This is a genomic window from Aquiflexum lacus, from assembly GCF_015476655.1.
Taxonomy (GTDB): Bacteria; Bacteroidota; Bacteroidia; order Cytophagales; family Cyclobacteriaceae; genus Aquiflexum; species Aquiflexum lacus.
Map to the genome: position 1 here is coordinate 50,580 of NZ_JABFHF010000028.1, position 25,360 is coordinate 75,939.

General features: G+C 36.0%; 15 protein-coding genes. 7 read left to right on the plus strand and 8 right to left on the minus strand.

Annotated elements, in window-relative coordinates; genetic code table 11:
- Positions 1 to 62 precede the first annotated feature (62 nt).
- The 5 genes from HMJ38_RS20205 (at position 63) to HMJ38_RS20225 (ending at position 7,447) form a co-directional block, all read left to right on the plus strand.
- Positions 63 to 1,112, plus strand: coding sequence for a Gfo/Idh/MocA family protein (locus tag HMJ38_RS20205; protein WP_194976255.1), 1,050 nt, complete (start codon positions 63 to 65; stop codon positions 1,110 to 1,112).
- 98 nt (positions 1,113 to 1,210) lie between these two features.
- Complete coding sequence (locus tag HMJ38_RS20210; RefSeq protein WP_194976256.1) at positions 1,211 to 2,089, plus strand: hypothetical protein; 879 nt, start codon at positions 1,211 to 1,213, stop codon at positions 2,087 to 2,089.
- A 1,375-nt stretch (positions 2,090 to 3,464) separates the two neighbouring features.
- Positions 3,465 to 4,574, plus strand: a complete 1,110-nt coding sequence (locus HMJ38_RS20215) for a glycosyltransferase (RefSeq protein WP_194976257.1) — start codon at positions 3,465 to 3,467, stop codon at positions 4,572 to 4,574.
- A 52-nt stretch (positions 4,575 to 4,626) separates the two neighbouring features.
- Complete coding sequence (locus HMJ38_RS20220; RefSeq protein ID WP_194976258.1) at positions 4,627 to 5,808, plus strand: NAD(P)-dependent oxidoreductase; 1,182 nt, start codon at positions 4,627 to 4,629, stop codon at positions 5,806 to 5,808.
- A 583-nt stretch (positions 5,809 to 6,391) separates the two neighbouring features.
- Positions 6,392 to 7,447 carry a GNAT family N-acetyltransferase gene (locus tag HMJ38_RS20225; protein WP_194976259.1) on the plus strand — a complete coding sequence of 352 codons (1,056 nt, stop codon included), beginning with the start codon at positions 6,392 to 6,394 and terminating at the stop codon, positions 7,445 to 7,447.
- 239 nt (positions 7,448 to 7,686) lie between these two features.
- Here HMJ38_RS20225 and HMJ38_RS20230 read toward each other — a convergent pair whose 3' ends face one another.
- From HMJ38_RS20230 to HMJ38_RS25665, 7 genes are all read right to left on the minus strand, one after another.
- Positions 7,687 to 9,306 carry a GNAT family N-acetyltransferase gene (locus HMJ38_RS20230; RefSeq protein ID WP_194976260.1) on the minus strand — a complete coding sequence of 540 codons (1,620 nt, stop codon included), beginning with the start codon at positions 9,304 to 9,306 and terminating at the stop codon, positions 7,687 to 7,689.
- A gap of 163 nt (positions 9,307 to 9,469) precedes the next feature.
- Positions 9,470 to 10,318, minus strand: a complete 849-nt coding sequence (locus HMJ38_RS20235) for a polysaccharide deacetylase family protein (RefSeq protein WP_194976261.1) — start codon at positions 10,316 to 10,318, stop codon at positions 9,470 to 9,472.
- Positions 10,319 to 10,377: 59 nt separating this feature from the next.
- Complete coding sequence (locus HMJ38_RS20240; RefSeq protein ID WP_194976262.1) at positions 10,378 to 11,901, minus strand: GNAT family N-acetyltransferase; 1,524 nt, start codon at positions 11,899 to 11,901, stop codon at positions 10,378 to 10,380.
- A gap of 286 nt (positions 11,902 to 12,187) precedes the next feature.
- The gene (locus tag HMJ38_RS20245; RefSeq protein ID WP_194976263.1) at positions 12,188 to 13,294 is read right to left on the minus strand and encodes a glycosyltransferase; all 1,107 of its coding nucleotides are present in this window, start codon (positions 13,292 to 13,294) and stop codon (positions 12,188 to 12,190) included.
- Between the two features lie 124 nt (positions 13,295 to 13,418).
- A complete protein-coding gene (locus tag HMJ38_RS20250) occupies positions 13,419 to 14,408 on the minus strand; it encodes a glycosyltransferase family 4 protein (protein ID WP_194976264.1) in 990 nt (329 codons plus the stop codon).
- A gap of 18 nt (positions 14,409 to 14,426) precedes the next feature.
- A complete protein-coding gene (locus HMJ38_RS25660; protein ID WP_317174574.1) occupies positions 14,427 to 14,813 on the minus strand; it encodes a hypothetical protein in 387 nt (128 codons plus the stop codon).
- Between the two features lie 24 nt (positions 14,814 to 14,837).
- Positions 14,838 to 15,008 carry a DUF354 domain-containing protein gene (locus HMJ38_RS25665; RefSeq protein ID WP_317174575.1) on the minus strand — a complete coding sequence of 57 codons (171 nt, stop codon included), beginning with the start codon at positions 15,006 to 15,008 and terminating at the stop codon, positions 14,838 to 14,840.
- 858 nt (positions 15,009 to 15,866) lie between these two features.
- Here HMJ38_RS25665 and HMJ38_RS20260 point away from each other — a divergent pair.
- Positions 15,867 to 16,994, plus strand: a complete 1,128-nt coding sequence (locus tag HMJ38_RS20260; protein ID WP_194976265.1) for a glycosyltransferase family 4 protein — start codon at positions 15,867 to 15,869, stop codon at positions 16,992 to 16,994.
- 93 nt (positions 16,995 to 17,087) lie between these two features.
- Here HMJ38_RS20260 and HMJ38_RS20265 read toward each other — a convergent pair whose 3' ends face one another.
- The gene (locus tag HMJ38_RS20265; RefSeq protein ID WP_194976266.1) at positions 17,088 to 18,200 is read right to left on the minus strand and encodes a glycosyltransferase family 4 protein; all 1,113 of its coding nucleotides are present in this window, start codon (positions 18,198 to 18,200) and stop codon (positions 17,088 to 17,090) included.
- 540 nt (positions 18,201 to 18,740) lie between these two features.
- On the opposite strand from HMJ38_RS20265, the gene HMJ38_RS20270 reads away from it, so the two are divergent.
- On the plus strand, positions 18,741 to 25,360 hold a 6,620-nt coding region (locus HMJ38_RS20270; RefSeq protein WP_194976267.1), incomplete at its 3' end, for a malectin domain-containing carbohydrate-binding protein.

The window sequence follows — 25,360 nt, forward strand, 5'->3', positions numbered from 1 at the left end:
GTTTTTGCTTTCAAATTATTATAACCATTTTAATATCAAATAACAATTAAATTAATGACTAAATGAAAGAAATGGATAACAACAAATTAAAAATTGGAATCATTGGCCTAGGCCGAATGGGGCTAATGCATACGGCAATTTTTAATTCATTGCCTGATAGCAAAGTTGTTGCTGTTGTTGATCCGGCTATGTTTCCTGCTAAGCCGCTAAGCATGCTTAACCCTAACATTAAAGTTTACAAGAGCATTGAGAAGATGTTCAGTAAGGAGGAAATCGATGGTGTTGTCATCGCCAGTCCAGTTGGATACCACGTCGAAAATGCAATGGAATGCGTGAGCAAAAATATTCCATTCTTAATGGAGAAGCCGCTTTCCATCAACGCAAAGCAATCTGAGTCTTTGGTTAATGAATTGGAAAAGAAATCAATCCCCAATATGATTGGCTACATGGCTCGGAATATTGATAGCTTCCGTGAGGGCAAAAAGATTATTCAATCGGGAGCACTGGGAAGAATAATCAATATTAAGGGCACTGTATACGTCTCGCAATTATTTAAGCAAGGCAAAGGTTGGAGATACGATCCAAAAGTCTCAGGTGGCGGGGTTCTTGAAAGTCAAGCGTCACATTTATTGGACATGTTACATTGGTATTTTGGTCCGGTGAAAAGAGTAAATGCAGATATTCTTTCAGTATATTCGAAAGGAATTGAGGATTTTGCGCATGTCATCTTAGAATTTGAAAATGGTCTAAAGGGTTGGATCGATTCTTCCTGGAGCGTTCGGTTCAAGCGAAAGATGGAATTAAGGGTTGAAATTCTTGCAGAAAATGGGGTTCTAGTAATAACGGATGATACGTTAGATCTTTTCCTAGATACTGCTCATGGCGAATACAAGGAGGGCAAGACGTTTTTTTCGGCCAATGATCTTTTCACGGGAGTTCACATTGATATAGGTGGTGCAAAATTTACATATCAGGCTGAGGAGTTCATTAAAGCGATTCAACAAAAGCGCCAAGCTTCACCATCCATTAAAGATGGATATCATGTTCAGAAGATAGTAGATGCTTGTTATCAATCCGCATCTGAAAACGGCACGCCGCAAGATGTATTTTAACTATTTGCATAGGTTTTATTAGTATAATTCATTTATACTGTCGAAAAAGAAAAATTGATTTTAAAAGATTGAATTAGTAAACTGGAATAAACACTTAAATGAAACAGTTAGATAAAATATTGCTCGGCCATAATCCCTTATTTGGCGTTGATCACCTCTCTCAGGAGCGTGGAAATGCCAAAGACCAGAAATTTGAAAATCGAAGTGCCTTGGCCGAAGTACTCAGGTACGCTCACAGTAAAGGAGTTAAGGCAATGATGATGTCAACTCATCCCCGGGCTAAGGTTGTGTTAGATATTATTGCCAACGATCCGGTATTAAAAGATGATTTTACCATTTATCCTTTATTACCCTACATTGTAAAGTATGTAAGGCAGTCAAATGAAAAGGGCATGTTTAATGTTCTTACCGAACTGTTGAGTCAAGCTGGCGCTGGTGCGAGTTTGTCAATGTTGATGACAGGTATGACAGGTCTAGCCTCCGGCAATTTGTACAAAATGGCTAAAATACTTATTGATATAGAGATGTTGCCCTTCAAAGGACATAAACTGGGGGCAGTCTTTATGCATGACGCTTTAGTTGATCTTGCCTTAGGGTTGGGATGTGATGAAGGTTTTGATATTTTTAGGGAGCATATTGAGAAGAAGTATAATGTTCCTGGTGGTTTGATCACTAAAAATGTACCTATGTTACGTGAACGACTTGACAGCAGAGGATGGAACGATTATCTGATTATGGCGGCCTTTAATCCAACTGGATTCTACATGAATCCATCTTTAGAGAGTACCATAAAGGAAGTTCAGCGTCCCGGAATGAACTTTATTCCGATGAGTGTAATGGCAGCAGGTGCTATCCGTCCTGAACAGGCATTTGAATTTATTGGTAAGTTCCCGGAAATCAAATCGGTCGTAGTTGGAATGTCCCGAAAAGATCACATCGACCAAACTGTCGAATTGATAAATAAATATATACCATAGAATATTAATTATTCATGCGAGTCAAGTTTAAAAATATGAGGTAGATAAAGGCAACGGCAATTTTACAAAAACATGAAAGGGCAAGGCTCAAAAAATTCACCCATTAGTGGATCGCTTCCATCATCCTAGTGCTCAACTTGGTCAAATTTGCCGGGGATGTACTTTAGTGCCTGAGTTTTTCAGCATGGAAAGAGGTCAATCGCCTCCTTTTGACAATTAATTATATGCTCCTGGAAAATGTTAAAACAAAAAAACCGGTTCAGAATACAATCTGAACCGGTTCTAGGAACTTGATATCATTGACTTTTTCAGCAGACCCTAAATAACAAGTTTATTGAGCTTAAAACACCATTCAATTGTTATAATTTAAACACCTTATAATTGCTGTTTTTTACTGACCCAGGATTTATAGATTGTAGTTCGGATGATCGTTCCACAACAAAGAATGAAAGGGTAATATCCGCATTAGACGGATTAAAATATTACTTGAAGTATAACTTTGCTGACGAAATCCTTATTGCTTTACCCTACAATGAACCGGATAAAATAAAGTAAATTGTAGAAATAGCTGATTACCATGGAACAAGGATAAGATTTGTCCCGGATTACCAAAGCCGGGGATCACAGGTTGGGTCCAAGTCAATGGCTGGAGAGGTCCTCTTGAAACTGACAATCAGAAAAAAACAAAGAACCTCAGATGACCTGTGGTAACTGAGACATTGGTCCTTTTGGTTGGATATCAAAATTGTATGGCTGACGGTTTTTGGCAAGAAAACACATAAGACTGCTTTTTGAACTATTGAATTATAGATTCTAATAATTTCAAACGCCTCTCGATTACAACAGTAGGTATTTTTTTGAGGCTAGGAATAGTTGTTTATATGGTTGGGTATTTGTTTGGGGGTAGGATTTTGCCCCACTCCGGCCCTCCCCAGGTGGGGAGGGAGATATCCGGAATAGGTGGATGGAGGTCACTCCCATTGTTGAAATTACCGGAGTTTGAAAACTCCTGGATTCAAGGTCATGAAGCTACAAGGGTTCGGACAACGGGGAGATTTCAGGACAGAGGTATCTCTATTAGAACAGAGGGTTTAATCCTGATAATCTTGGCCTACCAAAGGTAGGTAAATTCGAGATTTCAATTCCCGAACAGCAGTGGCCCAAAGGAGAGCTCCGAGGGAGGACACGCAACTAGACTAAATAATAATATTGATTTTTATAAATTAAAAATACACAAATCCAATATTCTTATAACTTTTAGAAATCAACATATAACCTCTTAATTTTTTTAATCAAGAAATTTAGAATGTCGATTATTTATTCAAATAAATACTACGAGAATAAATTTTACTCGCTTCAATTTTAAATCTAAATAATGGATAAAAGTACAAAAGTATTTCTCGATCCTTCTTGTAGAGTATGGTATGCCACTTTTTATATTCATGGACTTATCCGTGAGTTTGGTAAGCAGAACGTGTCCTTTTCAAACCAATATTTTAAAGAATTAAGGAGAGATGAAGAAGCCCAATTTCATTATTTGGCCGTGGTGATCGTTACTCTAAATAATATTCATACTAGAATTATCATTGATTATCATGATAAACCCCTTGTCATGAAATTGGCATACCAATGGTCAGATATTTATGCCAAAATCAACATTAATGATGAATTGACAGACCATCGGTTTTTCAATAAAATGGTTAACATTCCTCCTGGCTTTGGAATTAAATTATGGGATAGGTGGGAAGCAATATACTATAGCTTTACTAATTTCATAAGATGTAGGTTTTCAACCCATATTTTATGGAAACGCTTTTTTAGGGATTATTACGCTCAGAATAAACGAGAAAAGCTTAAAAACTATCTTTTAACCAAACCTGAAAGGGATTTTTTATCTGAAAAAAAACCTTACGTCTTTATGATTGGACGACTGTGGATTCACCAACACTGTATAGATCACACCAATCTAATGAGGAAAAAATTTATCGAGACCTGTCAACAGGGTGATTGCGACTTTGAGGGAGGTTTTTTGGCAAGAAAAGAGCATCCCCAGTATGAAAAGTTTAGAAACCTCTGTTTTTTAAAACCCTATTCTGCTTGGGATTATTTAAAAAAAACAAAAGAGTCGGCAATAGTTTTCAACACCCCGACTGTCCATAATTGCCATGGGTGGAAATTAGGCGAGTTCTTAGCCATGGGCAAAGCCATTATCTCGACTCCATTATCTAATAGGTTGCCGGGAGATCTTGTCCATGGAAAAAATATACACTTTATATCTTCAATTAATGAATTAGAATCTGCTATTCACCTCTTGTTGAACAATTCTGATTACAGAAAAAAGTTGGAAAAAGGTGCGAAAGCATATTATGAGAAGTTTGTCGACCCTCAGCAGGTTATTCAAAGAATTTTAAAAGGCCCCTTAGGTTTGAATCAGACATGTCAAGATCCGATTGACGCATTTGAAATAAAAACGGACTGTAAATAATTAAATAAGAATAAAAACATACTGATTTATTGGTTTTTAAATATATTCTAACATGCGAGGAATTGTCAAAATTAGAGTTGGATTGGTAGGCACCGGAGCTATTGCCAAAGGCCTTATAAAACTTATTAATAAAAATTTAGAAATGGATATTTCTGGCGTGTTGACGCGTAGGAGCGGCGTCATTGAAGGTCTTGAAGTCCCAAATGAAATTGTATATCAAATTCCTGAAATTCTATTTTTAAAATCTGATGTCATTGTAGTCAGCACCGGGGATCCGGTTTATAATACTGAAATAATAAATATGGCATTTCAATATAATCTTCCTGTGGTGACTATGGATGCTGATACCATGGTAACTACTGGTACCTGGCTTTCTAAACAGGGCCTGATAACAGAATCGAACGGTGACCAACCGGGTTGTCTTGCTTCTCTCAGGCAAGAGATCTTGGACATGGGTTTTTCTCCCATCGTTTATGGAAATATCAAGGGTTTTTTAAATCTTAATCCCACAGAGGATGAGATGAACTATTGGGCCTTGAAACAAGGCTTTTCTGTGGATTCGGTAACATCCTTTACCGATGGAACAAAAGTGCAAATTGAACAGGCATTGGTCGCCAACGCTTTTGGTGCATCAATCGCTAAACAAGGTTTAATTGGTATTCAAACAGAAGATTTTGAAGCTTCCGGTTATAAACTAGCAGAAGCTGCAGAAAATATGGGATTCCCAATCAGCGATTACATACTGTCAAAGTCAGCACCTCCCGGCGTCTTTATAATCAGTAAGCATGATGAAAATCTTAGGAATGAGCTTAGGACTTATAAGATGGGTGATGGGCCCTACTATCATCATTACAAGCCTATTCATCTTTGCTTTTTTGAAGTTCCGGGAACAATCAAAAGACTTCTGAACCATCATGAAATACTAATAGACAATAGTGATTATCCAAGTACTAGTGTAGCCGCTATTACCAAAAGGCCATTGTTGAAAGGCGATTTTATCAAAAAAGGAACGGGGAGTTTTGATACAAGAGGATCAGCCGTGCGGATTATTGATGAATCAGACCATGTGCCGATTGGATTACTGCAAAATGCCCGAATAAGGGAAAATATGGAAGTGGGACAGATTATCAGATTTTCTGATGTCGATATTCCTCCATCTATGGCCACAAAGGCTTGGTTTGGCACCAAAGAATGTTTAGAAGTAATTTTAGATAATGTGACTAAACTTAAATAGTTGAGATTATCCCCAACAATGAATATTATTATTGTCATATTTTAGGGAGCTGTTGGAAGTAATAGGGCAAAATCGCTGTAGAGTATTTCAACAAATTCATCAAGTAGACTATGAAGAATGGTATTGTCAAAACAAAGCCTGTCAATATTTCAGATATTGTTGACACATATTTTTAACAGAAGGAGAAATGAGTGTGGTAGGCCCAAGACCACAACGTTTAGGGAGATTGAAGTGGGGAATTCACTGGAGTTGAGAAAAAGGAGAATCGGTAGTTTTAAGGGGTTTTTTGAGGATTGTAAATCCTGATTATCGGGCCTACCAAAGGCAGGTAAATTCGGGATTGCAAATCCCGAACAGGGAGGACAGCGAGGCGAGTGAGGACCCACCTTGGCAGGAAACGAATTTACTAAAGTTCATAATAATATAGGTGGCTATTATTAATACTTAGAACAATAAGAAAATAGCATAACAGAATGAAATATTTTTTTTAAATTTAATGTATCATATTGAATGAAAAATTTGCGCATTATTTTTGCTCTTATGCCGCTTAACATGGACCACACATTAAACTCATAATTACCATATGGATGAAAAAGTGATTTTTAAAGTTAGAAAATTTACTGATCAGGATACTCTTAAGGTAATTGAATTACTTTCTAATATTTGGGATCTTCCAACAAAAGTAGAGATAGAATCCAAGTTTTTCTGGCAATATAAGTCAAACCCTTTTCAATCCGAAGAAAATATTTATTTGGCTTTTGACAATGAAAAGTTGATTGGAATTAGAGCTTTTGTACCATTGGATGCTAATTTTTTTGGGAAAATATTTGAAATTTTATGCCCAAGCGATGCCATAGTGCATCCTGAATATAGAAAGAAGGGGGTTTTTTCTTTATTAAACAATTCATTTATTGCTGATTTAAACAGTCGTTTTGTTTCTACAGGATGTGTTTTAAACTTGTCATCAAATGAGGCGAGTCTAAAAGGAAATTTAAATAAGGGATGGGTAAAAACAAATTGTAAAAGAACCTATGTTTACAGGTTTTCAATGTTTAATTCAATTTATAGGTTACTTAATAAATCCTATAAAAATGAAAATAAAATAAAGAAAATTAAAAATCGATTATTTTCTGTATCAAAGAAAATAAATATCAATTCAATTTTAGACCTAAGAAAAAACATTGTTTGGGATAATTATATTTCAGTTAACAGAAATTTTAATTACTATGAATGGCGATATATCAAAAATCCATCAGATTTTTATTTTGGCTATATATATGAAAACGATAAGCTTATATCTTTTATGATTCTAAAAAAAATATCTGTCAATCAATTCGAGGTCGAAGAATATTTTTCATTAGAACCAGAAAATTTGAAATGCCTTTTGAATTTTTTACAACGAGAATTGAAAATCCCCATCATTAAAATGAAGGTCTTTAGTGAACGACAAATAAAGTACACTAATAAATTAGGGATGAAATTATACCCTATTATTCTAGAAAAACTTACAGGAAAAATAAGAGCCCCTATTCTTGTTAGGAGTTTTAAAGAAAATCCCTGCGAAAACGATTATTTTTTTTATGGAAAAGATATTAGAGATATGAATAATTGGTTCTTATATAATTCAGATTATAACTAAATATCTATGAATAATTTGAGTAAAAAAAACGGTTGGGTTTGGATAATTTCTGAGTTAGAAGACTTAAATAGCGATTTTTTAATTCTGAGAACTTAAAAAAAAAGAGATCAAAATCTGAAGATTTACTCTAGGATATTTTTGGGACCTTAAGAGGCTACAATGATCTTAACGGGGGCACCTGAGTTTTGAGACTCATTTTTGAGTATCACGAAAATACAGGTTTAAGACATCAATATGCTCTATGATTTTTTAAGGAGTTCTTTTTGTTTACCCCCAATTTCAAGTTGCATATGACTTATTTCAGGTTGTTTATTTTGGATTTGTTGTTGCAGCACTTCAATTACTTTATTGAACTTATCAGAATCAATATTCTTCGCGTAAGAGCAGGTCAAAGTTGGCAACTGGGGTGTAACTCTTGTATTTTTCCATTCAGTTTTGGCATGCATTGAAATAAACCAAAAAACTCCCATTAACTCCGAACCACTCACCAAAGTAAACATGTTCTGCCCAAATTCGATTCTTGTTATACAATCTGCAAAAAAATCCATCCTGGGGAAAAGTGAAAATTCTTCATCAAACAAAAAAAGATCCGAAATTTGATTTTCATGGATTACGCCGATTGCTTCAATTTTTTCAGTAATGGGGCTTGGGTCCTTCAATGAAAAAAACTGAGACTCCCCTTTCAAAAAATTAGTGAACTCCTTTTTTTGGTGGTTTCTCAAACTTTTCTTTAAAAACCTACATTTAAATTTGAACCTAATCCTTGCCATATTAAGGTTAGAAAGTTCAAAACCCCTGAAAGTTTTTTCCTGAAATCGAGGCTTTAACCAATTTTTGACCCGCTCAAACCATTTCTTCATTGTGGCATCCGTCTTGGAGGTAAACCACATTTCATAAGCCATACTTATTTCTGTCGCCAACATGCTTTTATAACCATCTGCATCACCTGGAGTCAAATCAAAATACTTAAACCCGGATTTTTTTAATGCTATCCCTAACATCAAAAATTGAAGAATCCCTGGAGAATTCTTGGAGTAAAAGGGAGAATGACTGTTGATTCCTTGGAGATGAACCACATCAGGTCCCATGATTCCTGCATTGGAAGCAATCAATTTACCATCTATAGACAAACCACTGACATGCAAAAGCCCTAATTCAAAGAGCTTTAACAAAAAGGTTTTCCTTTCAGGTTCATCGTAAAAGTAGGTTTTGTTGTAAAAGGCACCTTTTCTAAAATCACTCAGTAATGACATTTCATCGATCAAAGCTCGGAAATGATCATTTTCCTTGACTTCAAAAAACTCCAGATCACCCAATCTTTTCAGTCGGTTGATTTTCTCTTTTTTGTTTTTCTTTTTCAATTCAGATTTCAACAACTCTTCATTTGTTTCCATTAATGGATGAGCATATTCACGAATAAAAGTTTGTGTACCATAAGGACCTTTTTTAAAAAAAAGGTTTAAAGGAACTTTGGCTGTAAGGTATTTTAGGTACAGAGTTTGATTGGGAAAGGTTATATTGATTGCAAGAAGGGCCTTTTTTAAAAATTCATCATTGAAATTCGGTAAACTTAGCCAAACTTGATATTCTGCCAAGTCTAGACCTGCGGCAGTAAGCTGGTTGTTTTTTTTGGTAAGGGCCAATAACCCGGTCATCCTGATACCATCCCAATCTGTAACTATTATTTTTGGAAAGGATTCAAAGCATTGATACCAGTTCAGCGCAAATTCTTTGCTCTGGAAAACTGTGGCCCAAGGACAATCATGGTACAGCTTGTCCCAAGCCTCTAAAAATTGGGGGGCTTGTAATAGTTTTTTGCATTTTTCATTTTGAAATATCAATTGACCTGAGTCCAACATTATTTTTTATACATTAAAATTGATCCCGTATAACTACTAACATGCTGTAAAGGCGTTATACCATCCTAAGCATGTAATTAATTTATATTTACGAAGACAAAAATATCAGTCAAAATCCAATTTATTGAGAAGATAGAAATTAGAAACAAGTTTATCTATGAAGCTACTGGTAGCGAAAATCCTTTTCTTGTTTACCTTTCAGCAGTTTTTTCATGTTTTCCCAATAATCCCCAAAGGCCAATTTGGCCAATACGAATGTACTACCCCCTTTGGTGACTCCCCTTCTTGGAATACTTAAAGGATTGTCCCTTAAAGAAAAGTGCCTGCTTTCAGTAGAAAAAGCCAATCTGATTTTCGCTTCTTTCAACAAGTTTATTTCTCTTTCTCCAAAGTCTAGGCCGGGTAGACCATTAGGATACGCAAAGTACTTTATTTCTTCGTGTAGCAAATCTCCCAAATCTTGGACAGATTGGAGGATTTCTTTGCGCGTAATATCATCGTTCTCGTTTTTTAAAATCGGATGATGCAACGTATGGGCCCCTATACTGACCAATCCTGACGCTTTCAATTCCATCAATTGGTCTAAGTTCATTCCCACCCTTTCCCCATCGGGAATGTTAAAGGCCCTCTTATAGGCTTCGATTAGGCTATTTATTTCCTTTACCTTCATCGATTTCAAGATTGCATAAACCTGATGATCTCCAACAAATGGGATTTCTTCCCCTTTTTGGACAGCAAGAAAATTTAAAAGCTGCTTCATATCAAAATTCTTGATTTCTTGGAACCAAAAATTCTTTCCGGTTTCAACGGCATAGGGAGAGACATAAATGGAAATCGGAATTTTATATTTTTTGATTAGGGGAAATAGGTAGCTATATACACTAATATCTCCATCATCCACAGTAATGTGACAAGCATTTTTTATAGAAAGGCCTTCGTAATAATAATTTTCAAGGTCTTTAGCACTAACCATATAGAAATGCTTTTGAAGCAGCAGCAGGATTTCCTCCATCCATGCTGGATTTTTTATAACATGAAAGTTAATGTTTGTGTTTTCTATTTTCATATTACCTATAAAGTGAAATAGCGGGAAATATAAATTTTTTTGATTTTATCCTTACGGAAAAGTTCATCCAATTCAATAACCGAATTTATCTTCCCCACATACCAAATACATAACCTCAGGCGTCCATCACGCACATAAGTTAGGCAACTTTCATGATTTTCTAATCTTTTAAGTGCGTCTTCCAAAAACTGCCATTTGCTTACCTCAAAACAGGTATCCTCCAGAAGAAGTAAATCACTGATTTTAGAACTATTCAGGTTAATTTCGGCCTTTACATGGATACTTTTAGAGACTAACTTTAACTTGTCCAAAATCAAATCGGTAGACAAATGTAAGTTTTTTGATTGATGCCAAAACCAATACCATTTATTTTTTAGGGACGCTTTTTTTTTGCTCAACCAAACATGGACTTCCATGGGCCGAATGCCATTATTCAACATCATGACCCTTGCTTTCACCCGGATTTTTCTGAAGATTCTCTCAGACCATTTTGGACTAATCAGTATTTCGAACAATTCCTCGTGGGTATTGGAAAACCGCTCTTTATAAGCATCATCACCAGGAGACAATTTTAGGTTTTGGAATGATTCCTTGCGCAGCATCTGACCCAATAAATATAAGTGTACCAATCCGGGGGATAATTTTGCGTGTTTGGGAGAATAAGTAATTAAACCTGCCAAATGAGCAGTTGCCCCAAAATCATTCACAATAAGGACCGCCGCAATCAGTTCTTGATTGAAACGCAAAGCAGTCACATGTAAAACTCCTTTATCAAACCATTCCCAAAAAAGCTCCTTCTGATGGTTACTCTGAATAAATGGGGTTTTGTTAAAAGCAGCCCCTTGTCTCAGATTATGAAAAACCTCAATGGTCTCCATAGCTGATTTTAAATCATCGATAGATGTTATTTTTTCGAAAATCGCTTCCCCTGCCCTATTCAATCTGTTAAATTTGGAACGGAAATGCCTCTTTCCGAAAATCTGTTGATAATTTTCGGACTCATAATCCAATACAGGGTTAAGGTGTTTTTCAAGCACAGAAACCCTTTTAAAGCCTCTACCTATTGACATTTCATGATAAATTCTTTTGTCCGGGAGTGACTTGAGATTAATGCTGCATCCGGGTATCTCTTGCCATAAACTTTTCATACCCTTATCCCAAAATTGTCCAAGGTACTCCGGAAGTACCACCCAAGTTTGGTACAGGGCAAAAAAACTACCTGCCCCTATCAATTTCCGACAATATTTACCCGTTTGCGCATCTATTTTTCTAGCTAAAGTCAACAGACCAACAAGTTTTTGATCAGCATAAGCCAATAGGACCACCGGAGAGAATTCCTCTAAATTTAGTCTGTACCATGGCAGGACAAAAGAGGCATGTTGAAATACTGAAGCATATTGGTATTCATCGAGCAATCCTTCCCAACTTTTTTTAAAAGCAGGATCTTCTAAAAGTTCTATGGCATCAAGGCCCTGTATAGTTTGAGTAGAAAATTCTACCTTTAATTGGGCTGTTTTACGTTTCGACATATCTTTTTGACTATCGGAAAAATATTATCATTTTTCGGGCTCAATTTAAAATTTAAAACTTAAAATTATTAGATACAAGCTTCTCTTTGTCTATTAGAGTTGTAATTCATTATTTTTTAAGCTTTAAAATATGTTTAGAATTGAAAATATTTCTTTAAATTTTTCAAAAAAGCAAATTATTGTTACTCATTGTTTTAGAGAAATTTAAATTTACTTGATATTATTTCTAATTAATTTAAAAGATTTAATAGAGTGATTTATAGATCAAAGCTAAAGAATTTTAAAATCAAATCAATGACTTATACACCTTTTCAAATTCCCCACCCATTCTTGAAAGGGTAAACTCAGTCAGAATTCTATTTTTAGAATTCATACCCATTTCTTTCATTTTATCCGGATTATCAAGTAAAGAATTAATCATTTTTGCTATTTGCTCAGGTGTTTCATCCTTAATCAGGTATCCATTCTCCCCATTTCTAACCACTTCCTTAGTACCTCCAGCGTCATTTGCAATTACAGGCTTTCCTAGTGCCATGTATTCAATAATTGAATTAGAAATACCTTCACCATGAACTTCAGTATTTGAAAAAAGTACTCCAAGGTCACAAGCATTTACCAATGATTCAACATTAGAGGTACCTGGAATTGGTCTAAGATTAGGGTAAATTTTAGTGAGTTCAATTGCTTCATTAAACAAATCCGGAAAATCGGCCTTAAAAAAACCAACACCAATAAATGTAAAGTCCGATCTCAATTCATTTAAAGCAATCCCGACCTTAAAAAATTTTTCATAATCCTTGTTTTTTGAAAAGGAGGCAATCATTACTATTGTGAATTTATTCTTCAGGTCAAAATCATTCTTAATATTTTGTGGTACAGCAAGATTTTGAAATCTATCGAAATTTAATCCATTATAAATTACCTTTGATTTAATTTTAGGTGGATTGTATACCTCTAAACCTGCATAAGAATTTGATAAAATCACATCTGAATAATAAAAATTAACTTGATTGATTAACCTTTCCTTTAAACTGATTTTGGGAGGAGCCGCAGTTATTTGACTATTTACCAATTTCACATTTCTATTTTTAATTATAAAGGGTAAAACCATAAATGTTTGTACAGAACCCCAAGTATGGATGATTCCCGGGTTTATTTTATTTGCTATTCTATAAAATTGTAAAACTGATTTTAAATCTGAAAACAGTGAGTCAAGCGTTATCCACTTGACATTAAGTTCAAAAAATTTCTTGAAAGAAATTTCTTTATTTTTCGAAACTAATATTAATTCATATTTATTTAAATTATCTAGGAATGTTAATAATTCAACTAACCGCCTTTCTTTCCCTCCTGAACCAAGAGAACCTATAAAAAACAAAATTTTGGTTTTCATTATTTATTTTGATTGATTTTCGATTTAAAATATACAAGTAACAATTTTTTTTTACCACTTTTATACCGGTAATTTAAAAAAACAAAAGATTTTGGTAATCCAAAATAAACAAATCAATTTGAAACTAATTATCTAAATATAACTGAATGTAAATCTGCTTAATCTTTTCGGCAACAACTTCCTTATCAAAATCCAATTTCTTAATTCTTTCCCTTCCTTTTATTCTAAGCTTATTTTTTCTAAATTCAATCGCTTTGATAATTTCTTTGCTGAATCCCTCTGGATCGTAAGGGGCCATAAAACAGCCTTCTAAATCAGCAGTAGTCTCTGCCACATCTCCTACATCAGTGAATACTATAGGGCAATTACAGGCAAAAGCCTCTTTGACCACATTGGGTGAACCCTCATGATATGATGGAATCAAAAGTGCCGTGGCCGCACTGAAATAATATTTTAAGTTTTCACTTTTCTCCTGAAATACCGCATGCAATTTTACAGGCCTTCCCTTTTCCTTTAATATTTTAATAGCATCATGGACAAGCGGATAATTTTTTTCAGGTCTATTTGGGTTGGCCATAAATAGAAAGTGATTTAAATTTGGATCCCATCCCAAATAATTCAATGCTTCTGCTTTTGGGATTTCTTGAAAAAGTGTGGTATCCACTCCATTGGAAAGAATATAGGTAGGACCTTTTCTTTTGAGAAACATGTCTTTCATCTTCCTATTCATGACTATAACTGCGTCGTAAATATATATTCCAAAAAAATGATTGATCCATAATATAATTTTACTTCCCAAACTCATTTTCCCTTTGAGGTCCTTTCGTCCCAAAACATCTGTGCCCATGAGGGTGACCAGTAAAGGCAGTTTCCCTTTAGCCAATTGGGCAACAATACAGGAGAATCCAAAATGAGCATGAATCAGGTCATAGGAATGTTTTTTAAGGTGTTTTCTCAATTTGAAAATATTTGAAAAATAACCCTTAATCCCACTACCAAAAATTAAAAAATGCTCAATTTCGACCCCTTTTTCTTCTATGCTTTTAGCCTGTAACTGAATAATTGGGTTCAAGCCATTTCTTTTATTGCCACTGGATACAAATAGTACTTTCATATAGACGCTCCTCAATTATCAGAAATTAATTGAATATTTTTCAACAGAACTCATTTTTTCCACTTCCTGCATCATAAATTGGGTGTTATCCGATTTCTCAGAAAGCAGCTTTTCTCTTTTAGCCTTTATATCCTTTTCCAAATCAGGATTTTTCAATAATTCAAACCGAAAGTGTTTTTTACCTAAATCTAACCTGTAACAAGCCGGAGTAAATACTTTTGTAGCAAAATGAACTGTAAGTTTATGATGAAGAGGCGCATGTTCGGTATCACTGAAAACCAAAAATGGCTTATTTAAGAAACTCTCCATCTGGTAAGTATAGGGGTGAGGAAAATTAAGAAATAAATCAGGATTAAACTTTCTGGCTATTTTAAAAAGTTTAAAATTTTCATAAATCATATACATTATTTTTCCGATTTTTCCATCTTATCATTTGCCCTTATCTTTAAAGGGAATTCCATAAGAACTTAGTAAACGATGCTCAATTTCCTTATTCCTCAAAACAAAAAGGTTTTTATGACATTTTTTGGACATGATTTTGTAAAAATTTCTAAAATAATGGACATGGGCGGAGTGATTGATATCGATTAAAATTTTCATTTTAAATTACTACGACAAACTTTTACGATAAATAAAGATATAAATTTATAATAAAAAAAATATTTTACAACACACATCAGACACTCATAGTTGACCTTTCTATAAATTCTTTACTATAATTTATTGAAAAGGAATTAATCATATTTGCACTCCATCATCAGGATTCAGCTTTGGCTTCTAATAAGATTTAATTTAATCCAACAAAAACCAAAAAGGCATTGCTTTTGAAATGATTCACCGCACAGGAAAGAAAAATATAGCATTGATGGGATTGAGCTTTAAAGAAGGAACTGATGATTTAAGTTACAGTCCTTCTGTGGCTATTTTAGATAGATTAATCGGAAAATGATTCCACTTATCGAAATTTTTCGGTATCAACCAACAGTTTATTGAAGAACATCTACTCCATCCTTCTGATTTGATCACCAATGACCCTTTGGAAGCCTTGAAAAATGCTGATGTTATCTTAGTCAACCAAAAAAATTTTGATGCAAGTCCTTATCTGCAAATTTTGGCTGAACAAACTTTAGTAATTGATTTATTCAGATTGCCTGAGTTAGAGCATTTACCGAATTACCAAGGATTGTGTTGGTAACAAAATTGGTTATATCTTACTATCCTATTAACCCAATATTCTATAACAAACAGTTAGGATTCCCGATAGTTATTTGCACGAGGTCGGAAGTCCCCTGCCACATGCTGGAATGTACCGAAAATTTCAGATTCCTAGAGAGAATTTAATGGAATTACCATTTTACTGGCACCTTTATTTACACAAATATTTATTAAACAAGAAATCATTGATTAATATTATTAAAAGAATATTTTTGTTTTTATTTTTAAAAATACAAACTATTTATGAGTAACAAAACAATTCTCTTCCTCCATTTTGGTTCTTTTTCTCTAATAAATGAATCAGTCCTAAAAGCATTCTATAAAATATTTCCAGAATATAAAATTGAAACTATTGATCTAAAAGCCTTACTCAAGAATATGAGTAAAAAAGAAAAAATCAAACTAATCTACAAAACACTGATTCATACCAAGAGGTTTTCATGGAAAGGTGTAAAAGGTAGTTATTCAAAAAGCATCTACTATTGGGAACTCACCAATCAATTAATAAGTAAAGCCGTCAAAAAAAAAGATTATGTTTTTTCCTTCCAAACTCAGTCCAATTTTAATGGTAACTTGGTTTTTTGTCCTCATTATATTTATACGGACCATACTCATTTGGTCAATTTAGGATATCCTGATTTCAATCGGAACCAAATTAATTCCAAGGACTGGATTGACTTTGAGACTACCCTATATCAAAATTCCAACGGAATCTTTACCATGAGCAATCATGTAAAGAATTCATTGTTAAATCAATATTATATCGATTCCAACAAGGTAAAATGTGTTTTTGCCGGAGCCAATATATCCCAAACGGATGTACAATATTTATTGGAAAGGTATCAAAAAAAGAACATTCTGTTTGTAGGGGTAGCTTGGGAAAGAAAGGGTGGGCCTGAATTGTTTGAAGCTTTCAAATTAATTTATCAAAAACATCCGGATGCAATCTTGAATATTGTCGGCTGTAGCCCTGACATCCAACACCCCAATGTGAAAATATGGGGCAGGTTGCCCAAACAGGAAGTGAAAAAACACTATGAATCCGCTTCTATCTTTTGTATGCCCTCCAAAAGAGAACCTTTTGGTATAGTCTATTTGGAAGCCATGTCCTATAAGTTACCCATAGTTGCGCTTAATATCGGTGCCCTACCTGATTTTGTAGAAAAAGGGAAAAATGGATTTTTATTGGAGTTCAAGGATATTCAAGGTATGGCCTCTCAAATTATTTATCTATTGGATAACCCGGAATTGGGTCAAGAAATGGGTAAATACGGCTATAAAAAAGTAAATCAGCAGTATCATTGGGAAAAATCTGTATCTTCAATACGTAAGTTTATCGAAAATCAAAAAATATTGGAAATGAAGCTTTAAAATAATTAACATTTCAAAGCAGCAATATTTACTTATCACTACCCATTAGTTCATTTTTTTGATCCCTTAAAAAATGTCGTCACTATTAACGAATTATTCTTCTTTCAAAAAATCCATGAACCTCCTACCTAATGTTAAGTGATCGTGATTTCCCCGAATGTAATTGATACAGTTTTTGGAAAATTCGGCATACTCTTCATCTGAAAGGTTTCTCAGTACATGCTCCAAATCAACAGGATTCTGATATAAAAGACCTAAACCGTGTTTTGAAATGATTTGATCAGGATTGACATTCGGCGTACTGAGAATTGGTGTTCCTGTTTGCATGGCTTCAAGAAAGGTATTTGAAAAACCCTCATAACGAGAGGTATTTAAAAGAAATTTTGCTTTTTGAAACACCTGAAGTATTTCATTTCTTGATACCATTCCTGCAAAAGTTACATTAGGTAATTTCCTTATCTTTTCTGAGTATTCTGCAGATTCAGGATCTAATGGTATCAATGGTTCTCCTACGATGAGAAATTTCTCGTTTGGCATAGCCACAGAGATTTTATAAAGTAATTGAAGGTTTTTTTGAAACCTGAAATTGGCGACCCATGCTATATATCCCTCCGGCTTTATCTTACATTTTTGAAATTTACTATCAATTACAAAAGGATTAGAGATTTTTAATATGCGCTTATCCGGATATTTATTTCGCAAAGCTTGATATTGAAAATCATTTTGTGCCATAATAAATTGACAATTTTGAAAAGCTTTAGAAATAAAATATCTTTCAAAAGAACTGTGCGTCAGCTTGATTCTTTCGTCCAACATGTTATCATTTGCAAGTCTTATAATCAAATGAATATTTAGTTTTTGGCACATCAGGGACATAAAATAAGATGACCATCCAGGAATAGAATTGATAATATAATCTGGCTTCAATGTCTTAAATACTTTAAAAAGCTTTGGAAACCGATAATAAACCCATCTGATTACCGGTATACCTTTGTTTGAATGATAGGTCTTGTATGTATTTACCCATTCATACTCAGGTAAAATCCGTCTTTCATCCTCTTCCGAACGCAGTAAGTAAACTTCATGACCTAATGCATTTAGGGATTGCATCCAAGCATGCGTGGCAACCACAGCCCCTCCTGAGGGCTTTCCTCCTTTTACAATCATTTCAATATTTTGTACTTGGGTAAATAAAAACTTAGCCATAATTAGTTTTAATGGGATGTTAAAGCGGGAGTGAATAATATTAAAAAAACAATCTATTCATTTAACGGTCTGATTCTGAAAGCAAGTTAATTGTACTGGTTAACTAAAAAAAATTATTGTGAAAAAAATCAGATTTAAAAGCCTTGATGGTTATAATCTATAATTTTTTTAGAATGTATCAAATCATCTTTACCCCTGTATTTGGTTAAATTTTTATGATAAAAATCATTGAATCATTCTATTTTACAAAATAATAAAAACTCAGTTTGTTATAGATCTATAATCTAATTTATTTTTTTTTATAAATCATAAAAAGTAATATGTGCTTCATTTTTTTATATTTCAAATAATATTTATAGATTTGAACAATATTAACTTTATACAAAAAAGAAGGTATGATTTACTAATTATTTTCTCCAAAATTAAGCAGAACACAATTTAAGCAAATAAGAAATTTATTTGCAAAACAGGTTATCAACCTATAATAATCTCGCATGATTAAGTAATCGTTTATTTTTCTTCCTACTAAAGAATATCATTATGAACTACTTGTCCTTGTCCCAAACATCCAAAATCCTTTCAGTTTTTGTAGGATTATTGTTGTTTACTTCCCTTGAATTAAGAGCCCAAAGTGTGGAATTTGACCTTAGCACTTTGAATTTTAATGGCTTTACCCCGCCCTCCCAAGGTACTTCTCTGAAATTCGGACCTGATAACAGGTTATATCTTTCCAGGAGAAGGGGTGAAATTCAAATTTATAGAATAGAAAATACGGGATACAATAGTTATACCGTAGTGGACCACGAAATTTTATTTGATGTAAAAAACATTCCCAACCATGATGATATTGGTACTCCTGCTTGGAATGGTAGATCAGACAGACAGATTACCGGGATAGAAGTCGTAGGCACCCCTGAAAATCCGATTATTTATGTGGGTTCCAGTGACCCTACTTGGGGAGGTCCATCAGGAGATAAGGTCTTGGACACCAATTCGGGTATTATTACCAAATTAACTTGGAATGGGACTTCATGGGATGTGGTGGATTTGGTCAGAGGGCTTCCAAGATCTGAAGAAAACCATTCTACCAATGCCGTTGAATTTACCATTATCAACAATAAACCTTATTTATTGGTAGCTAGTGGAGGGTTCACCAATGCAGGGGCACCCAGCACCAACTTTACTTGGATTACTGAATATGCCCTTTCCGCAGCACTTCTAAGTATTGATTTGGATGCCATTGAAGCTATGCCTACCCAGATAGATCCAAGCTCAGGAAGACAATATAAATATGATATTCCAACACTTGATGATCCTTCTAGGCCAAATATAAACGGTATCTATGATCCAAACCATCCCGATTATGACGGCATTGATGTAGGAGATCCTTTTGGAGGAAATGACGGCCTGAATATGGCCATGGTAGTGGAGGGAGGACCGGTACAGATATTTTCGGCAGGCTATAGAAATGCTTACGATTTTGTGGTTACAGAGGCTGGAAAAGTCTTTATTACAGACAATGGCCCTAATACTAACTGGGGGGGATTGCCAGAAAATGAAGGTGATCCTACTACGATTACCAATAATTATTTAATAGGTGAACCTGGTGGAAATAGCACCAATAAATCTGCAAGTGGGGAGCATGTCAGAAATCAGGATCATATTTTATTGATTACCCAGGACATTCAAACCTATCAGCCCGGTGCTTTTTACGGGGGGCATCCGACCCCTATTCGCGCGAACCCCGGAACTCCTTATTCCCTAGGAGCCTCCTTTCCTTTTAATCCGGGAGGCGCGGGCTTGTATACCAAATCTCTTGGCGATGATGGCAATTGGACCAATCTCACCCCATTGTACACTCCGAATGAAATTTTTAGAACCCAAATTTTAGCACCAATCGCACCGGGTGAACCCGGATTTGATGAGTATGCACAGACTTCCTTACCAGTGAATTGGCCTCCTGTGCCTTTAAGTTTGTCTAATCCCGAAGAAGCTGATTATCGAGATCCTGAATTGGTCAATCCCAATGGTCCCCAACCTGAATTTGTAACCACATGGAAAAGAAATAGCAATGGGATTGATGAATATAAGGCTTCTAATTTTGGCGGAGCATTAAAAGGGGCATTGATCGGTGGAAGGAATCAAGGTTTTTTACATTTGGTCCGGTTAAATCCTGACGGTTCTTTACTTTCCTTAGAAGAGGATAAATGGAATTTGAACGGCGGTAATGCCTTGGGGATTACCTGTCAGGGAGATGAGGATATTTTTCCGGGAACCATTTGGGTAGCTACATTTGACAATAGGGTCAGTATACTCACTCCTTCCAATAATCCGTTTTGTCCTCTACCCGATGATCCGTTTTTTGATCCTGATGCAGATTACGACGGGGATGGCTATACCAATCAGGACGAAATTGACAATGGCACTGATTATTGTTCAGGAGCATCACGACCCAATGATTTTGATGGAGATTTTGTCTCTGACCTGAATGACTTGGATGATGACGGTGATGGTATTTGGGATGAATTGGATCCTTTCCAATTGGGAAGCCCATCAGATTTACCTATTAACAATGAATTGTTTTCTGACAAAACAGATGAGTTAGGTAGACCATTTGGTTACCGAGGTTTGGGACTAACAGGCTTAATGAATAACGGCGCTCCTAATCCTAACTGGCTAAATTGGTTGGATAAAATTAACGAAGGACCTCTTCCTGATGATATTTATGGCGGTGCAGCCGGTGCCATACAAATAGCCATGACAGGAGGTACTGCTAATGGTTTGGCAAATAATCAGAAAAAAGGATTCCAATTCGGAGTAAATGTTGGCACCGAATCAGGGGAATTTTTGGTCATTGGAGGGCTTTTAGGCTTTCAGGGGCCGCAGATGTTCTATGATATAGATCATGCGGGGGAATTGGGAATTCAGATGGGTGATGGAACCCAAAGCAATTTCCTGAAATTGGTATTTACCAAAACAGGAATAATGGCTGCTTTGGAAATTGAGGATCTTCCTGATCCTAACCCTCTAGTTGTTCCACTGGCAGTGGAAGACCGTCCATTGGGTTCTGAAACCGTTGAGTTTATGTTCCGGGTAGATCCAAATCTTGGAACAGCTGAACCACAAATCAAAATTGGCAATAGACCTATCATCAGTATGGGTACAATTGTCCTTTCAGGAAAAATTCTTGAGGCAGTTCAAGATATGGCCAAACCCTTGGCAATCGGTGTTTATGGAAGTTCAGCAGATGAAACAAAAGAATTCTTATCCATTTATGATTATTTCAAAGTATATGGGGAGAGACCCTTTGTCATTAACCCCTTGCTTGATATTAGCCGACAGGTTGGATCTCCACAAAGAGAATTTGATCTGAATAATTACTTTGATGACCATAATTACAGTGGAAATCTGATTTTCACCTTTACCAATACCAATGAGGAAATATCGGCAGTTATTCAAAATAACCAATTGATATTGAATTTCCCGGAAAACCCTGCCTCAGGGACCATCACCATTAAAGCTGCCAATCCAGCTGGGTTTTTTATTGAACAGTCATTTGATGTTCAGGTCATCCCGGCAGAGCAAATTGTATTTAGAATCAATGCCGGAGGTGAGGTATTTGAGGGGCAAAATGATTCTCCCAATTGGAGAGCAAACAATGTAGCAGGCAATTATTCGGGAGATGGTTATACTGTCAATACAGGATTGGTCAAGCCAAGTAATTTCAGTTATGCGAATAGACATATATCTATTCCTGAATACATTGATGAAATTACCTTTGCCGGAATTTTTGCCCAAGAAAGGGAAAGTGAAGGAGGGGACAATATGATTTTCAGCATACCTGCTTCCAATAGTATTTACAAGATAAGGTTATACTTTGGGAATAGTGATGCCAGCACTTCAAATATCGGGGACAGGATTTTTGACCTTAAAATTGAAGAGCAAATAGTACAAAGTGACTTTGATTTAATAGAGTTATTTGGGCATCAAGTTGGAGGAATGGTTGAATTTCAATCATCAGTAGCCGACGGTTCTTTGAATATTGAATTCATCAAAAAAATCGGTAATCCCACTGTCAATGCCATTGAAATATTGGATACTACCCCAGCTGAACCCATTGTCATTACCAATCCCATCCCAGATCAAATCAATACTGTGAATGAAGATTTGGCCGGTGATTTACTTTTCACTGCTTCAGGCGGCGTGGGCACGCTGCATTATAGTGCAAGCAATTTGCCTCCTGGAGTGGATATAGAGTCAGTCAATGGCAGACTCTATGGGAAAGTAGATCCAAGCGCTCTCCCGAATAGCCCTTATACTGTTACCCTTTTTGTCACCGATTCCAACAGTCCTGTTCCCAATCAAGAGTTTATGACTTTTACCTGGACGATCTTGCCTTTTGATTCGTGGAATCTTCTGAATGAGGATCAGAATTATACAGGAAGACATGAAAATTCATTTGTTCAGGCCGGTGAGGCATTTTATTTGATGGGTGGAAGAGAAAGTTCCAGAACCATTGATATATATGATTACCAACTAGATTCTTGGAATTCCCTGAATAATGTTGCCCCATTGAGTTTTAACCATTTCCAAGCCACTGAATACAAGGGTTATATTTGGATAATAGGTGCATTTGAAAACAATAATTTTCCTGATGAAACACCTGCAAGTCATGTTTGGATTTTTGACCCTGTCAACCAGCAATATATCCAAGGTCCTGAAATTCCGGAGGATAGGAGAAGAGGTTCAGCGGGTCTAGTGGTATATAATGATAAATTTTACATGGTAGCCGGAAACAGATTGGGGCATAACGCTCAATATGTATCTTACTTTGATGAATTTGATCCTGCAACGGGAGAATGGACAATATTGCCTGATGCACCAAGGCCAAGAGACCACTTCCATGCGACTGTTATTGGAACTAAAATTTATGTAGCTTCTGGCAGGCAAACAGGTGGAATCAATACTTTCGGCCCTGTAATCAGAGAAGTTGATGTCTATGATTTTGAAACGGGTACTTGGTCCACTCTACCCAGCGCTTTGGATATACCCACCCCAAGGGCGGGAGCAGTGGTAGCTAATTTTAAAAATAAATTGTTTGTGGCAGGAGGAGAAATCCCGGGTGGAGGCAATACCGATGCATTGGATATCACTGAAATCTTTGATCCCCAGGAACAAACATGGAGCACGGGGCCGAACCTCAAGTTCAAGAGACATGGGACACAAGGAATTGTATCAGGAGATGGGCTATTCGTGGCAGCAGGATCACCAACCCGAGGCTCTGGAAACCAGAAAAACATGGAGTTTTATGGATTGAACAATCCTCAAGGTACCGCGATTCTAAAAAGTATGCTTTCAGGCCCCGAAACAATTGAATTGCCTGGTGAAAATGTAAATGTGGAACTCTCAGTATCAGATGGTAACCAAGGGGTTTTTATCAGAAATATTTCCTTTACGGGAACAGATGCAGCGGAATTCAATCTGGGTGAAATGAATTATTCAGGGTCTTTGATTTTACCCAATAGTCTACTTAATCTTACTATCAATTATTTGGGAACTAAGGTAAATCCGGAAGCAAACTTGTTGGTTGAATTTGGGGTAAATGAAGAGCTTTTGATTCCTATTGCTAAGGACCCATTGCAAGTGGTAAGCTTTACCTTGATTAATCCTGACAATACAGTTGAAATCTCACCTTTGGATGAAGGGTCTCAATTATTGTTGAGCCAAATAAACGGCTTAGCATTAAATTTCAGAGCCAATACAATTCCTGATTTTATAGGTAGTACTGAGATTATTTTGACAGGTCCTGTTCCGTTTACCAGAATTGATAATGGATTTCCCTATACTTTACGATTATTGGGAGAAGGATTGATCCTTTTGGAGGGTAATTATATCCTTTCTGCTATACCTTACAGCGAAGTAGATGGAGGTGGTATAGTAGGTGAATCTTTGACTGTACAGTTTTCAGTCATCGATGATTTGATTCAAGTGCCCGAAAAAGTAAGTTTGGTAAGCCCTATCGATGCGGCAACAGGATTAGGAACTACACCAACCCTTCAATGGGAAGAACAGGCAATTGCCAAATCTTACAGACTTCAGGTTTCTACAATAGCTGATTTTTCGTCGACCTTTGTAGATATGCAGGATATCGAAACCAATTCGTACACTTCTTCTGAACTTGATGGAAATACGACATATTATTGGAGAGTCCTTGCTTCTAATGCTGAAGGTGATTCGGAATGGTCGGAAGTTTGGAGTTTCACTACAAATAATATTTTCAGTGTAGAAAGCTTTACCCTTATCAATCCTGAAAACACACTGGATATTTTGGGATTAGAACAAAGTACTGTTTTGTTTTTGGATGAATTAGGCAGCCAATCTCTTAATTTTAGGGCGAATACCAACCCTACAGTTGTAGGGTCTGTCTTCTTATCCTTAAGTGGACCAATCAACCTTTCAAGGTTTGACAATGGCGGTGCTTATACCTTATTGTTTAATGAAGGAATTAATCTGGATATTGGCAATTATACGCTTACCGCTACTCCATACTCTGAATCCGGTGGAGGTGGCATCTCAGGAACTCCGCTGACAATCAATTTTACAGTTGCAGTATCCTCTGTAAACCTACCCGATATTCCTAGTTTGACTTCTCCGGCAGATGGAGCTGTCAACCAAGAAACTGAGGTTGACTTAATTTGGACAAGTATTTCAAATGCTGAAAACTACAGCATACAGCTTGCAACCGATATTGATTTTGCAAACATCATTGCAGAAGATCCCGCGCTTACAATCAGTACATTCACCACCCCTGTACTTGCGGCAACTACCACTTACTTCTGGAGGGTCTTGGCTTCAAACGCAGATGGAAATTCAGAATGGTCGGAGGTATGGAGCTTTACTACTGAGGAGGAAACGGTTGTCAACCCTGACGAAGATCTCGTTGGGCACTGGAAGATGGACGAGGGATCAGGAAATATACTTGTGGATCATTCAGGTAAAGGAAACGATGCGACCATTCAGAATACCAGTGGAGTGACATGGACGCAGGGGGTCTTAGGATTGGCACTTGACATGGCAGGTCAAAGCGGTAATCTGGCAACGGCGACCCACAACAGTACCCTTGAGATAGATCAGGAACTTTCCATAGCCGCATGGGTGAA